The 13,353-nt window shown below is 65.6% G+C and carries 13 protein-coding genes; 4 read left to right on the forward strand and 9 right to left on the reverse strand.

The annotated features are described in order from the left end of the window. Positions 1-40 precede the first annotated feature (40 nt). A complete protein-coding gene (locus tag ACNJ7K_RS14970) occupies positions 41-1,531 on the forward strand; it encodes a PAS domain S-box protein (protein ID WP_174247035.1) in 1,491 nt (496 codons plus the stop codon). A gap of 42 nt (positions 1,532-1,573) precedes the next feature. Here ACNJ7K_RS14970 and ACNJ7K_RS14975 read toward each other — a convergent pair whose 3' ends face one another. Then, positions 1,574-2,008: a VOC family protein gene (locus ACNJ7K_RS14975; protein WP_026060862.1), complete on the reverse strand. Its 435-nt coding sequence runs from the start codon at positions 2,006-2,008 to the stop codon at positions 1,574-1,576. Positions 2,009-2,158: 150 nt separating this feature from the next. Next, a complete protein-coding gene (locus ACNJ7K_RS14980; protein ID WP_106199647.1) occupies positions 2,159-2,470 on the reverse strand; it encodes a hypothetical protein in 312 nt (103 codons plus the stop codon). A 300-nt stretch (positions 2,471-2,770) separates the two neighbouring features. Between ACNJ7K_RS14980 and eat the strand changes: the two genes are divergently transcribed. Next, a complete protein-coding gene (eat, locus tag ACNJ7K_RS14985) occupies positions 2,771-4,225 on the forward strand; it encodes an ethanolamine permease (RefSeq protein WP_106199645.1) in 1,455 nt (484 codons plus the stop codon). A 30-nt stretch (positions 4,226-4,255) separates the two neighbouring features. On the opposite strand, the gene ACNJ7K_RS14990 is transcribed toward eat, so the two are convergent. From ACNJ7K_RS14990 to ACNJ7K_RS15000, 3 genes are all read right to left on the reverse strand, one after another. Continuing rightward, complete coding sequence (locus ACNJ7K_RS14990; RefSeq protein ID WP_225623563.1) at positions 4,256-5,095, reverse strand: sucrase ferredoxin; 840 nt, start codon at positions 5,093-5,095, stop codon at positions 4,256-4,258. Positions 5,096-5,161: 66 nt separating this feature from the next. Further along, a complete protein-coding gene (locus tag ACNJ7K_RS14995) occupies positions 5,162-6,394 on the reverse strand; it encodes a cupin domain-containing protein (RefSeq protein WP_174247034.1) in 1,233 nt (410 codons plus the stop codon). Beyond that, a complete protein-coding gene (locus ACNJ7K_RS15000) occupies positions 6,369-6,626 on the reverse strand; it encodes a hypothetical protein (RefSeq protein ID WP_016690757.1) in 258 nt (85 codons plus the stop codon). Before ACNJ7K_RS15000 ends, ACNJ7K_RS14995 begins: the two co-directional genes overlap by 26 nt. Before the next feature lie 229 nt (positions 6,627-6,855). On the opposite strand from ACNJ7K_RS15000, the gene ACNJ7K_RS15005 reads away from it, so the two are divergent. Beyond that, positions 6,856-7,107, forward strand: a complete 252-nt coding sequence (locus ACNJ7K_RS15005) for a DUF6480 family protein (RefSeq protein WP_120282760.1) — start codon at positions 6,856-6,858, stop codon at positions 7,105-7,107. An 81-nt stretch (positions 7,108-7,188) separates the two neighbouring features. On the opposite strand, the gene ACNJ7K_RS15010 is transcribed toward ACNJ7K_RS15005, so the two are convergent. After that, positions 7,189-7,914 (reverse strand): TetR/AcrR family transcriptional regulator, encoded by a 726-nt coding sequence (locus ACNJ7K_RS15010; protein ID WP_159418237.1) that lies wholly within the window; start codon positions 7,912-7,914, stop codon positions 7,189-7,191. A gap of 95 nt (positions 7,915-8,009) precedes the next feature. On the opposite strand from ACNJ7K_RS15010, the gene ACNJ7K_RS15015 reads away from it, so the two are divergent. Beyond that, on the forward strand, positions 8,010-8,594 hold the full coding sequence (locus ACNJ7K_RS15015; RefSeq protein WP_120282764.1) for a dihydrofolate reductase family protein: 585 nt from the start codon (positions 8,010-8,012) through the stop codon (positions 8,592-8,594). A 77-nt stretch (positions 8,595-8,671) separates the two neighbouring features. On the opposite strand, the gene ACNJ7K_RS15020 is transcribed toward ACNJ7K_RS15015, so the two are convergent. The 3 genes from ACNJ7K_RS15020 to ACNJ7K_RS15030 all read right to left on the reverse strand — a co-directional run bounded on the left by ACNJ7K_RS15020 (position 8,672) and on the right by ACNJ7K_RS15030 (position 13,352). Further along, positions 8,672-10,519 (reverse strand): flavin-containing monooxygenase, encoded by a 1,848-nt coding sequence (locus tag ACNJ7K_RS15020; RefSeq protein WP_455409124.1) that lies wholly within the window; start codon positions 10,517-10,519, stop codon positions 8,672-8,674. Positions 10,520-10,752: 233 nt separating this feature from the next. Beyond that, entirely contained in the window at positions 10,753-11,763 is a 1,011-nt protein-coding gene (locus ACNJ7K_RS15025) for a cyclase family protein (RefSeq protein ID WP_487041856.1), read from the reverse strand. Between the two features lie 29 nt (positions 11,764-11,792). Continuing rightward, positions 11,793-13,352 (reverse strand): long-chain-fatty-acid--CoA ligase, encoded by a 1,560-nt coding sequence (locus ACNJ7K_RS15030; RefSeq protein WP_159418234.1) that lies wholly within the window; start codon positions 13,350-13,352, stop codon positions 11,793-11,795. Position 13,353: the final 1 nt, after the last annotated feature.

Here is a 13,353-nt window from a genome sequence, read left to right on the forward strand (position 1 = left end):
GTCGGACGATGGACCGTCCTGCTCCCGGAGGTGTTGATCGATGTTCCCTACCCGACGTGACTTCCAGGCGATGGCGGAGCGAACGCAGACCGGCATCCTGATCCACGAGGCTGCGTCGAAGAACATCCTGTGGGCCAATCCCGCTGCGTGCCGGATGTTCGGTTTCACGCTCGAGGAGTTGCGGCCGCTCAAAGCGCACCACATGAGCAGTCAGGAACGTCAGTATCGCCGGGCCCTGGGAGTGGCGTGGCTGCAGTCCGCGGTCGTACATGGATCGAGTCGGCGGCAGTGGAAATATCGAACCAAGGACGGGGTGGACTTCCTCACCGACGCCAACGCGTCCCTGGTGCAGTTCCAGGACGGTCCGGTGGTGATGGTCGAGTTCCGCAACATTTCCGAGGAGGTGGAGATCCAGCAGGAACTCAGCTGGGTGTCGCAGTCGTTGCAGCGGATCATGACGCACACCTCGGCCGGCATCCTGGTGCTCGACGACGGCAACTGCATCGACGACATCTCACCACTCGCGGCGCGGTTGTTCGGCTCGACCACCGACCAGTTGATGGGGGCCCACCTCGAGGGCCTGGGGCGATGCGATCCCTCGCTGGATTCCGAGCAGGTGGTGTCGAAGCTGGCGTCGGGCACCGGATCGGTGAAGATCCGGCAGAAGATCGAGAGGCCGGACGGCCGCGTCACCTGGCTCGCCGGTGAGCTCGAGGACGTGGTGCACGACGGCATGGTCTCGCGGGTGCTCGTGATCCGGGACGTGACCGACCGCGTCGAGTTGGAGCAGCGCCACGAATACCAGGTAGCGAACCTGCAGTATCTGAGCCGCTACAACGCGATGGGTGACATGGCGATGATCCTGGCCCATGAACTCGGGCAACCATTGGCGGCGTCGTCGAACTACCTGCGTGGTCTCCAAACGCGCGTTGCCGGTGGCACTCTCGACCGCGATCAACTCTCCTACGGTCTGGACATGGCGGAGAAGCAGTTGAGCCGTGCTGCGGAGATCGTGGCGTCGGTCAAACGGTATGTGCGGCGCATCGAATCGACGTCGTCGGCCATCGATCTCAACGACGTGATGGAGGAGAGCCTGTATTTCGTTCGGTTGCGCGCGGCTGAACGGGGCGTGCGGGTGGTGGTCGATCGGACCGTCGAGAGCTTGCCTGTGCAGGGGGAGAGCGTGTTGATCGGTCAGGTCATCATCAATCTGTGCTTCAACGCGATCGACGAGATCGTCCTGCCCACAACGGAGGCGAAGGAATTGAGGGTCACGACCTGCCGTGATGGTGACTGGGCATGCATCCGGGTGGCCGACGAAGGCCGAGGCATGGAACGAGCCCCGCGAAATCAACTCGTCTCAGGGGCGTTCTCCGCGAAGCAGGACGGCTCCGGGCTCGGCTTGATCGTGTCGGAGCACATCGTCGAGCGTCACGGCGGCGACATCGAGTTCTCTCCGAACGAGCCGCGGGGAACCGAGGTTCGTCTGCGGCTTCCGATCGCCGGTGGCACGCCATCGGTAGGTGTGTAGCGCCGTTCCTCGATCGCGACACCACCGGTTGCCGCGCGTCCTTCAGTCCAGACAGAACTCGTTGCCTTCGATGTCCTGCATGACGATGCAGGACTCGTCGACGCCGTCGGCATGCAGAACCTTCACCTGCGCAGCGCCGAGCGCGACCAGCCGGTCGGATTCGGCTTGCAGAGCAGACAGGCGTTCGTCACCCTCCAAGCCTGTCCCGACGCGGACGTCGAGATGCACCCGGTTCTTCACTACCTTTTCTTCGGGTACTCGCTGGAAGTGCAGCCGTGGCCCGGCACCGGTCGGGTCGGCGCACACGAACGCGCGTCCTTGCGACTCTGCGGGCAGGCTTGCGTCGTAGTCGGTCCGTGTCGCGAACCCGTCGGGCGGCGTGGGCACCTCGTAGCCGAGAACAGCGCACCAGAAGTGCGCGAGTCGCTCGGGTTCGGTGGAATCGAACGTGACCTGTACCTGCCTGATCGATGCCATGCGGGCCACCCTAGGGAGCAGTGCCGGAACGAGCAACCGCATTTTCGGACGCGATATCGCACTCGGTCGTCGAACCGAATGTCGGTGGTGGGCATCGATTCTCGTTACCACGGACGTGGACACCGACAGCTGACGGTCGTATCCGCAGTCTCAGCGCTCGTTCACGGGGTAGGCGAGGGTCTCACGAGTCAGATGGAACAAGCCAGGTATCAGCAGCGCAACGACGATCACCACGACCACCTTGTCCATGGTCGGTAGGAGCGCGATCGCCAGGCTCGGAGCTCCGACGACCAGTCCGACAACCGCAACATTTCGCCCTTTCTTCACCCGGGTACGCCCCGCGTCCGATAGCGGACCCTCGGATCGGCGCACGACACTTCGATGAGCCCGGTACACCACCGATGTGCCCCATCCGAACACAGCCACGGCCACGATCGCTACCGCCCACAGCAGCGCAGTCACTTCGAATCCTCCATGTGTCGTCGGTTGGTAGAAGACCGCCCGCAGGCTACATAACCGCGCGTTCCATTACGGGCTCGCAACAGAGTTGCAACAGTCTTCTCCGATACTCGAGAAACGAACAGACACCCTGTTCGCCCGGGAGGATGCTGGATCATCCGAGTTACACGGCTGCACTCCATCTCGTTGCGCGACTTCCACGACCAGGGGGTAGCCCATGAACGCCGGCCGCTGCTCGCGCGACGTTCCACCACCTCGGCGGCGTGACGCCGCCGTACGAACCGATCGCCTCAGGGAGACGGAATGTCAGTCGTAGAACCATCGAAGAGTTCGGGAACCCGTAAGCACCACGACGGCGCCGACTTCCACGCCGAGAAGAGCGAATACCTCGAAAAACGTTCACTGCGTAAAGGAACCGCAGGGTGGGTGCTCCTTGCAGGACTCGGTGTCAGTTATGTCATCTCCGGTGACTACGCCGGATGGAACAACGGACTCGCCGAAGGTGGATTCGGCGGCCTGCTCATCGCCAGCGTGGTCATCGCGGGCATGTACTTCGCGATGGTGCTCGGGATGGCGGAATTGTCGTCGGCCCTTCCGGCCGCAGGGGGCGGATACACCTTCGCTCGTCGCGCGCTCGGCCCCTGGGGTGGATTCGCCACCGGCACGGCCATTCTCATCGAGTACGCGATCGCCCCTGCGGCCATCGCGACGTTCATCGGCAGTTATGTCGAATCGTTGAACATCTTCGGGATCACCGACGGATGGTGGATCTACCTCGCTGTCTATGCCATTTTCATCGGCATCCACCTCACCGGTGCGGGCGAAGCGCTCAAGGCGATGTTCGTCATCACCGCCATCGCACTCGTCGGACTCGTGATCTTCGCGATCTCCGCGGTGGGACTGTTCGAGTCCGACAATCTCACGGACATTACGCCGACCGATGCCGTCGGTGCCTCGGGCTTCCTGCCGTTCGGCTACTTCGGTATCTGGGCCGCAGTTCCGTTCGCGATCTGGTTCTTCCTGGCGATCGAGGGCGTTCCTCTCGCTGCGGAGGAAGCGCGCGAGCCGGAGAAGAACGTGCCCCGCGGCATCATCTCCAGCATGCTGGTGCTCCTGGTGACAGGAGCGACGGTGCTGTTCCTCGCGACCGGTGCGTTGGGTGCCGAGGGGTTGTCGACCTCGGGCAACCCGCTCGTCGAGGCGCTGGGTGACGGGACAGCGGCGAAGGTCGTCAACTACATCGGGCTCGCCGGGCTGATCGCCAGCTTCTTCTCCATCATGTACGCGTACTCGCGGCAGACCTTCGCGTTGTCCCGCGCCGGCTACCTGCCGACGAGCCTGTCGGTGACGAATTCGCGCAAGGCCCCCATACTCGCGTTGATCGTGCCCGGCGTGATCGGCTTCGTCCTGTCGCTGACCGGTGAGGGCGCGATGCTCCTCAACATGGCGGTCTTCGGTGCCGCCGTGAGCTACGTGCTCATGATGGTCAGCCACATCGTGCTGCGCGTGCGCGAGCCCGGGATGCCGCGTCCGTACCGCACGCCCGGTGGTGTCGTTACGATCTCGTTCGCGCTGGTGATCGCCGCGGCCGCTGTGGTGGCCACCTTCCTCGTCGATCCCGTCGCGGCTCTGTGGACGTTCGCCGCGTTCGCGGCATTCATGGCCTACTTCGGTCTCTACAGCCGTCACCACCTCGTCGCGAACTCCCCGGACGAGGAGTTCGCGGCCCTCGCGAAGGCAGAGGAAGAGCTGGGGTGACGACCTGAAGCCGTCCGCGCGGCCGTGTGCTCACAGCGTGCGGACCGAGGTGGGTTCGTAGACCATGACCGAAGCCGTCGGCGCTCCACGGCAGGTCAATCGGCACGGGGGAGTGCGATGGGCCCGCAGTTCGACGTCGACACGCTCCGGGTGCGGTGCACGACCGGCGAGCCGGATCCGCCAGAGATCACCCTCGCGGGCACTCTCTGCGACTGTGTAATCACTGCGCCCGGCCGGACCGAAGCGTCGGAGCGTGGCAGCGAGCGCGGCCTGCTGAGGCGGCGACATATCGGTGTAGCCGCGTAGATGACGGTGGTGGATCCGGTCGAAGAAGTGTTCTTCGATCGTGAGGACGGACGACTCGGCGTCGAGACCGCCGTAGTAGACACCGTCGGGTACGACGACGACATTGGCGGCGAACCGGTCTCCGCCTACGTGCGAGCATTCCCAGACCTGGTCGGGCCAGCGCTCGGCCAAGGCGCGCGCGACCGGCCGTCCACGCACGGCGCAGCACGGGTCGTGGTGACCGTGAGCGCAGACCAGGAGGACGGAGGGGCCACCGAGGTCGCCGGGAGTCTCGAGGGCGGTGACGATCTGTGTCAGATCCTCCTCGCGATCCCACGTTCCCCATTGCTGACGCACCGCGCCCGAGGTCTCGCGGCGGAGCACCGCCCAATGGTCGTGTCCGCCGCGGCGGCGACGGCCCGGGCGCTTGACCAGCAGTATGCGTGCGCGGGCCGCCTGCGCGGCGGAGAACACGGCCGTCTTGGTCGCGGCGTCGAGCTCGAGCCCCTCGAACCCGTTCACCGGCCATCTGCCCCGGTATTCGACGAGGACCCAGGCGAATCCGCGCGGGGCCGTGCCGGCCATCGGATCACCCCGCAGGCGGGCATTGTCTGCGCAGAAGAAGCGTTCGGCTGAGACCACAGTGCACCGTCACTGTTCCGCGGGGACGAGGATCCCTGCGCGCAACAGCCGTTCGACCAGGTCGGTCCCGAGGGTTTTCGCCGGGTGGGATCCGCCGTCGAGCAGGCGCGTGACAGACGGCAGTTCCTCGTCCGCCACAGAGACACGGCCGACACGCGTGACCAGGTGTGAACCTTCCAGGCGCGCATACAGTGCGCTGCGGAGTTTCACCGTGGTGTCGGGGCCGAGATCGTGGACGGCGGCGAATTGGGCGAGCGGCCCCAGCGGTGCCGGACGGGCCTGCTCCCGCCGGGCACGACGGAACAGGGAGGTGACGTCCGCCTCGCCCAGTACGGCGATGAGATGCTCACGAACAGCAGCGATCTCGGCTTCCGGGTCATCGATCCCCATGGGCAGCGCGTCGCGCATCTCGGGATCGTCGCCGAGCGCAGCGAGTGCTGCCCGGGTCAGATGCTCCGCAAGTGCGTGGCGCGTCCACGTGTGGATGCCGACGGTGAGGTGGATGGAGATCTCCCCTCGCGCCTCGGCGGCATGGATCCAGCCACGCGGTAGATAGAGGCAATCGCCGGGTTCGAGCACGGTGTCGATGCACGCAGGCTCTGTCGCGGCTCGGGCGACAGCGGCGCGGTGATCGGTCCAGGGTTGATTGCGCAGCGGCGCCGGGTGGACGGGCTCGTGGATCACCCATCTCTTGGTTCCCTCGATCTGCACGACGAAGACGTCGTGGACGTCGTAGTGGTGGCTGAACCCCTGGTTCCGAGGTGGAGTGATGTACGCGTTGACCTGGACGGGGTGTCCGAGTTCGTCGCTCAGAGCGGTGCCGAACTGCGAGATCGGTTCCCACGTGCGGTGCAGTGCCTGCAGGACGAGGGTGGCACCGTCGGCAAGGTTGCGCCAGAGCATCGTGTCGTCGAGTTGGTCGGAGATGGTCGCTCCGACACCGGCGGGGGAGGTGAACGACGAGTCCGGCAGTGTCGTCCCGTCCTTGGCGACGCGAAGAAAGGGCGTGCGGAGTCCGCGACGCGAGATGAGTTCGTCGACCGCCTCGGCGGAGAACAGGTCGGTGAATGTCCCGGCGCTACGCGTCAGCAGTGGTGCTCGCCCCCAGATCTCGGACGCGAACTTCTTTCGACCGATGTCGATCAGGCGGGTTTCCAGGACTCCGGCGTCCGTTTCGACGCCGGAGTCCTGGGTGCGGTGCGAGGAGTCCTCACACTCAGCTGCCGCCGTCGGCTCCGCCATCGGCTCCTCCGTCAGCCCCACCGTCGGCTCCACCATCGGCTCCGCCGTCGCCACCGCTGTCGGCTCCACCATCGGCCCCGCCGTCCGCACCGCCGTCGCCACCGCTGTCGGCGCCCCCGTCGGCTCCGCCGTCAGCGCCACCGTCGTGAACGCCCGGGACGCCGACTGCGCCGCCGTCCGCCGGGCCTTCCTGGCCTTCGTCCTTGTTCGGATCCTGCTGTGGGTCGGTCATGATTCCTCCCGAGGTCAAAAGGCTTGGGAACAGCGGCGTTACCGGCTCCCGGAGCCTGCAGCGGTGTATCGTTCGGCCGTTCTCAGCTTATCCGGGCGCATCGGTGGCCACGTTCGATTCCGAGATCATCGAACCGTTGTGCCACGCGTTGTACCCGCGCACTCGCCGGCGCGGCGTCGCGTAGAAGAAAGCCGAGGCGTTGCTCGCCGATAATCGGGTACAGGAGAGTATGGCTGACGAGAATCCCGACGCGTCCGAGTTCGACCCGCAGAACCCCGATCCCGCGAACACTCCTGGTCTCGAACCCGGGGGCGGGGTGGCGCCCGGAGATACTCCGCCCGCCGAGACCTCTGTGGGCGGTCCGCAGCACGAACCGCCACAGCGCCGCAGTGCCGGCGCCCTCGTCGCCATCGTGATCGCAGTGGTCGTGGCCCTGATGGTGGCCGGCGGTCTGCTCGTTCGAGCAATCGGGTTGTTCTGAACAGTCGACCGAACGAAGGTCAGAGAGGTACCGGAAGAACGAATTGCCTTGCGGTAGTTGAAGAGGTCGGGGCGGGTCGCATCACGACGACGTCACGCCGCCGTATCGGTCGATTCGATGCGACGGCGGGTTCGGCGCGCCCCACGTTCCGAGCCAGATCGTCTTCACATTGACCAGCATCCGTCTCGACTCGGCTTCGGAGGGCCTGAGCGATCGGTCCTTGAAGAACGCCATGACGATCATGTCGGTCAGCGTCGTGACGAGACCCTCGTGGTCGTCCGACAGCGGAGTGATCTCCCCGGCGTCGGCGTCCCTGCTCATCTGCGCTGCCAGTTGGTCGTTGAGATCGGTGACCAGCGACGTCCACCGAGCTCTGAGCTTGTCGTCGTAGTTGACGGCCTGAAGGCCCGCGACCATCACGCGGTCGCGCTCGACCCAGGCGCGATAGGACGTGCCGAAGAGTCGGTCGAAATAGTCGGCGTGGGACTCGCCGGCGCGGCGGTGATAACCACCGATGCTGTCGGACCAGTCGTCCCATGCCCTTCCGACCAGTTCGCCGAGTACCTCGTCCTTGGACTCGAAATAGAAGTAGAAGTTCGGTCGCTTGATTCCCGCAGCTTCGGTGATGTCCTTGACCGAGATGTCCACGGCCGACATCTCGCGCAGGCACCGCTCGAACGCGTCGAGAATGGATTGCCGCTGGACCTCGCCGCGCGGAATCCGCCGACGTCGCCCGACATCCTGGTCGGGTAGCCGTGCTCCGGCATCCCCGCCGCTCACCGCTGACGGGGATTTGGTCGACTCCATGGCTCGCATCCTAGTGTCGCGTTGCGGTCGGATCGGGGCAGGCAGGACCGGCCCCGGGGGTAGCGTCGGGCACGTCGCGTTCCGAGGAGGGTTCCATGGGCAAGGTGGTCATGTACGCCTCGGTTTCGGTGGACGGCTTCATCGCGGACGAGAACGATCAGCCCGGACCGTTGTTCGACTGGTTGACCAGTGGCGACGTTCCGTTGGACGACAGTGGCTTCGTGAAGGTGTCCCGAACCTCCTACGACTACATCCGGCCGTACTGGGACGAGATCGGGGTGACGATCGCCGGTCGGCACGTCTTCGACATGACCGACGGCTGGGACGGAGAACTGCCGGCCGGGGTCGACCACGTGGTCGTCGTTTCGCGTCGCCCGAGGCCCGAGGGATGGCACCCCGAGGCGCCGTTCCACTTCGTCGACGGCATCGAGGCGGCCGTGGCCACGGCGCAGGAACTCGCGGGCGACCGCACCGTCGAAGTCGCCGCCGGCGACGTCGGAGGCCAAGTGCTCGCCGCGGGCCTGGTCGACGAGGTGCGCATGGAGGTCGTGCCCGTCGTATTCGGAACCGGGAAGCGCTACTTCGGATCGGTCCACGCGCAGCACCTGCTGGACGATCCCGACGTGGTGATCCAGGGCGACAGAGTTCTCCACCTGCGCTATCCGGTGCGCCGACGGTAGCGCGTGTGGCCACTGCCCGGTCGACGACCGAACAGTGGCCACACGGCACAGCGCTTCACGACCCGAAGGAGACGGGATCAGGCCTGGACCTCGACGGGGACCGCCGAACGAGACGGCTCGAACGTCAGACCCTCGAACTCCCGGGCCTCCCACCAGCCCTCGATCATGTTCCAGAAATCGATTTCGCTCGAGTTGTAGACCTCGTTGAACACGGCCTTCGACACGTCGCCCTGACCGTTGTAGTAGCCGGGCGTGCACGCCGCCCAGTACGCCACGCGCGGTTCGTTCGATGCGCGGACCTTCGCGACCCACGAGGACTCGGCCTCGACGGTCGGTTCGAACGCGCCGATCCCGTTGTCCAGCACGTGTCGGATCAGCCGCGCAGCGTGCCGGGCCTTCCGGTCGAGCATGTACACGAAATTGACGTAGTAGGCGGTCTGGCTCATGCCCAGTTCGACGAAGTTCGGGAAGCCGTGCGTGAAGAAACCGTGCATGGTCTTCGCGCCGTCGGAGAAGTACTCCTGCATCGACCGGCCATCGCGTCCGAGGACGTCGTAGCCGTAGATCCCCGCGGGGCCGGAGCCGGTTTCGAATCCGGTCGCGAACACGATGCAGTCGACCTCGTAGTGCTTGCCACCGACGACGATGCCGTCGACCGTGATGCCGTCGATGCCCGTCGGCGCGGCCGCGAGCGTCACGTTCTCCCGGTTGAAGGCGTCGAGGTATTCGTCGTTGAAACAGGGCCGCTTGCACATGTATCCGAACCACGGCTTCAACCCGTCGGCGACGGCGGGGTCGGTGACGATCGAATCGATCCGACGGTGTGCGCTCATGAGCAGCTGCATGTCGGCGATCTCGGCGACAACGGCCTGATCGGCCGCCGACAACTCCGCCATGGGCGTCTCGAGCAGATGCTGCCCCTTCAGGGCGGGGAACAGGTGCGTCCAGCCGTCGTCGACATGGTTGCCCTCGACGTCGTGGCCGGAGATGATCCCGTTGAAATTGTCGTGCCGCTTGTACTGCCAGCCCGGCTTCAGCGACGCCGCCCAAGCAGGGTCGGTCTTCCGGTTGTTGCGAGGCTGTACGACGCTCGGCGTCCGCTGGACCACGACGAGTTCCTTCGCGTCCGCGGCGAGGTAGGGGACGACCTGGACGCCGGTGGCGCCGGTGCCGACGACGGCGACGCGCTTGTCGCGCAGGTTCTCGAGGTTTCCGGCGGGCGACCCGCCGGTGTAGTCGTAGTCCCAGCGGCTGGTGTGGAAGATCTTGCCCGTGAAGTCGCCGATGCCGGGGACCTTGGGGAGCTGCGGCTTGGTCAGTGCGCCGTTCGAACGCAGGAGGAACCTGGTGAGGAAACGGTCGCCGCGATCGGTGGTCACCTCCCAGCGCTGCTCGGCCTCGTCCCAGGTGGCCTGCGTGGCGCGGGTCTGGAAGTAGGTCCGCTCGTAGAGGCCGTAGTGGCGTCCGATGCGCTGGGCGTGTTCGAAGATCTCGGAGCCGTCGGCGTAGCGCTGGGTGGGGACGTATCCCGTTTCCTCGAGGAGCGGCATGTAGATGTGCGATTCGATGTCGCACTGCACACCGGGGTACCGGTTCCAGTACCAGGTGCCGCCGAAGTCGCCGCCGTATTCGACGATGCGGAAGTTCGTGATGTCGTTCTGCGTGAGGTAGGCGCCGGCGGTGAGTCCGCCGAAGCCGCCGCCGAGAACGAGGGCGTCGAGTTCCTCGGTGACGGGTTCACGATTGATCGGCTCGACGAAGGGGTCGCGATCGTCGACCTCGAGCACGTCGGAGAGTCCCTGGAACTGGGCGAGGGTGTCGGGCCGGATCCGCTTCTTCTTGTCCACCTCGAAGCGCTCGCGCAGGTGGTGCGGATCGAAGTCGAGGTCGAGGGGGAGCTTCGAGTCGGGGAGGGTGAACGCCATGGGGGAGTCCTTTGTGTGCGTGCGTCCTGAGCCGAGTCGGGGCTGCAAATCGTGGGGAAACGCGGCTGGACGACCAGTCGAGATTACTTGACGATGTGTCAAGTTGTGACCGAGGTTACGTCGAGTATGTGATGGGTGCAACATCCGGAACGAAAACGGCTGCGCCTCCGGCCAGGTTCTGTCGGCGAGGGGCGCAGCCGTTCGCTCCGGATTCGGAGGAGTCGAAGACAGCGTCAGAAGATGGCGGTCGGATTCACCGGCGTCCCTGCTCCACCGGTGATGTTCAACGGCGATGCGGTGAGGAAGAATTCGTAGCGGCCTTCACGGGCGCACTCCGCGGCCAGTTCTTCGAGCCACCAGATCTCGCCGAGGGTGAGTCCGAGATCGCGGATCAGGCGTGCGTGCAGCGGGTAGACGCCGCCCTCCTCGGCCGGTTCCACCTCGACCGCGACGTTGTCCACGGCCAGTGCGGCGATCTCCTTCTCGTGGATCCACGCGACCGTGTCCGCGCCCAGGCCCGGTGCGCCGGCACCCCAGAACTCGCTCTTGTCGGTGAGCGAGTAGAACCACGGCACGTGCCCGGTGCGGATGGTGAGGATGTCCCCGGTGCGCACCTCCACGCCCTGGGCCTGCGCGCAACCGTCCAGTTGTGCGGCGGTGATCGGAACCCCCGGCTCGCAGCGCTCCACTCCGAGATACTGCGGTAGATCGAGCAGGACGCCACGGCTGGTCAGCGAGTCCTTGAGATTGCTGATCGCGCACTTCTTCGCCCCGGCCACGCCTTCGACGTTGCCCATCCAGAACCCGTTGTACATGGCGTCGGAGCTGAAGATATGGGCCAGACCGTCCCATTGGGTGCTGCCCTGCAACGGCATGAAGATGTAGTCGTCGGCGCCCTGGAAACCGGGAGCGACGCGGCCGAGTTCGGTTCCGACCGTCCAGTCGGCGCCGCTGTAGCCGAAGAAGTGCACCACATTGGGGCGCGTCGGGTGCACGGGGCCGGTGGAGTCGAGGGGCACGGCGAGGCTGATGGACTTGCCGGATCGGATCAGTCCCGCCGCAGCGCTGACGACGTCGGGGGTGATGAAGTTCGCGGTGCCACGTTGGTCCTGGTCACCCCAGCGACCCCAGTTGTTCGGGACGTTGTCGTTCGTCAGCCCGATGACCTTGCCGTTCTCGTCGACACTGAACACCGGCGGTGCCCAGGTCTGGTCGGTGAATGTGCCTTCGGCGGTTCTACCCATGAGATCGTGTCTCCGTTCGTGAAGCGGGATCAGTTCGCGGACAGGGATTCGCGCAAGCGGAACTTCTGGACCTTCCCGGTCGCGGTGCGAGGCAAGGAGTCGGTGACGACCACCGAGGTCGGCTTCTTGTAGGAGGCCATCCGGCTGCGGCAGAACTCGATGACGTCCTCCTCCGAGGGAGGATCGTTCGGATCGGTGGGCACGACGATGGCGACCGGGGTCTCCACCCACTTCGGGTGCGGCGCCCCGACGACGGCCACCTCGGCGACACCCGGGTGCTGATCGATGACCGCCTCGACCTCGGCGCAGTAGATGTTCTCGCCGCCGGAGATGATCATGTCCTTCGCGCGGTCGACGACGAAGAGGAAGCCGTCCTCGTCCTGCCGCACGAGGTCACCCGAGTGGAACCAGCCATCCCGGAACGCTTCCTCCGTCGCGTCGGGTCTGTTCCAGTAGCCCTGCATCACGGTCGGTCCGCGATAGACGATCTCGCCGACGTTGCCCTGCTGCACGTCGTCGCCGTTGCCGTCGACGACGCGGGCCTCGACGTTGACGATGGGTGTGCCGACCGACCCCATCTTGGGGATGGCGTCCTCACCGCGGAGGATGCAGGTCACCGAACTCATCTCGGTCTGCCCGAACACGTTGAGCGTGGGGATGTTCGGGAACGTCTCGGCCATCGCCGAGAGCACCGACGGCGGGGCCACGGACGCTCCCCACATGATGCGGCGCAGACTCAGCTTCCGATCGCGCACCCCGGGAACGGCACACAGTTCCTTCCACTGCGTGGGAACGAAATAGCAGGACGTGACCTCTTCTTGCTCGAGGGTCTCGATCGTCGAGACGGGATCGAAGTTCCCCGAGGGGGCGATGATCGAGCGTCCCCCGGCCATGAGATAGATCAGGATGCCGTTGAGCCCACCGATGTGGAACAGCGGCAGACCCGAGTACCACACCTCGCCTTCGGTCCGAACCTGGTGCTCGATCATCGAATTGACCGTGTTCATCGCAAGATTCAGGTGGCTGAGTACCGCGCCCTTCGGGCGACCCGTGGTCCCGGAGGTGTACATGATGAAGGCCGGATCGTGGTCGTCGACGACGATGTCCAACGAGGAGTCGTCCGGATCGAGCACCGACTCGTAGTCCAGCGCGGTATCGGACACCCGGCTCGCATCACCGCCGGTCACCAGCACGGTCCGCACGAGCCGGGGTGCGAGTTGCGCAGCGAGCGATGTCATCGGCTCGTCGACGACGAGCACTTCGGCGCCACTGTCGGAGAGGATGTACTCGACCTCGGCGGCGACGAGACGGAAGTTGACCGGCACCACGATCGCCCCGAGTCGCAGGACGGCCAGATAGGATTCGACGACCTCGAGCCGGTTGTGCATCAGGACAGCGACACGGTCACCTTTCGACACACCACGAGCCTGCAGTGCCCGGGCCAGACGGTTGACCCGTTCGTCGAGTTGCCGATAGGTGAGGTCACTGTCGCCGAAGCTCAGGGCGATCGTCTCCGGCCGCTGTCGTGCCTGACGGGCGAGCTGTTCACCGTGGGCGAGCGTGCGGTGCGCCGCGAGGGAATCGATCATG

Origin of the sequence: Rhodococcus shunpengi (assembly GCF_048381395.1) — a bacterium.
Taxonomy (GTDB): domain Bacteria; phylum Actinomycetota; class Actinomycetes; order Mycobacteriales; family Mycobacteriaceae; genus Rhodococcus.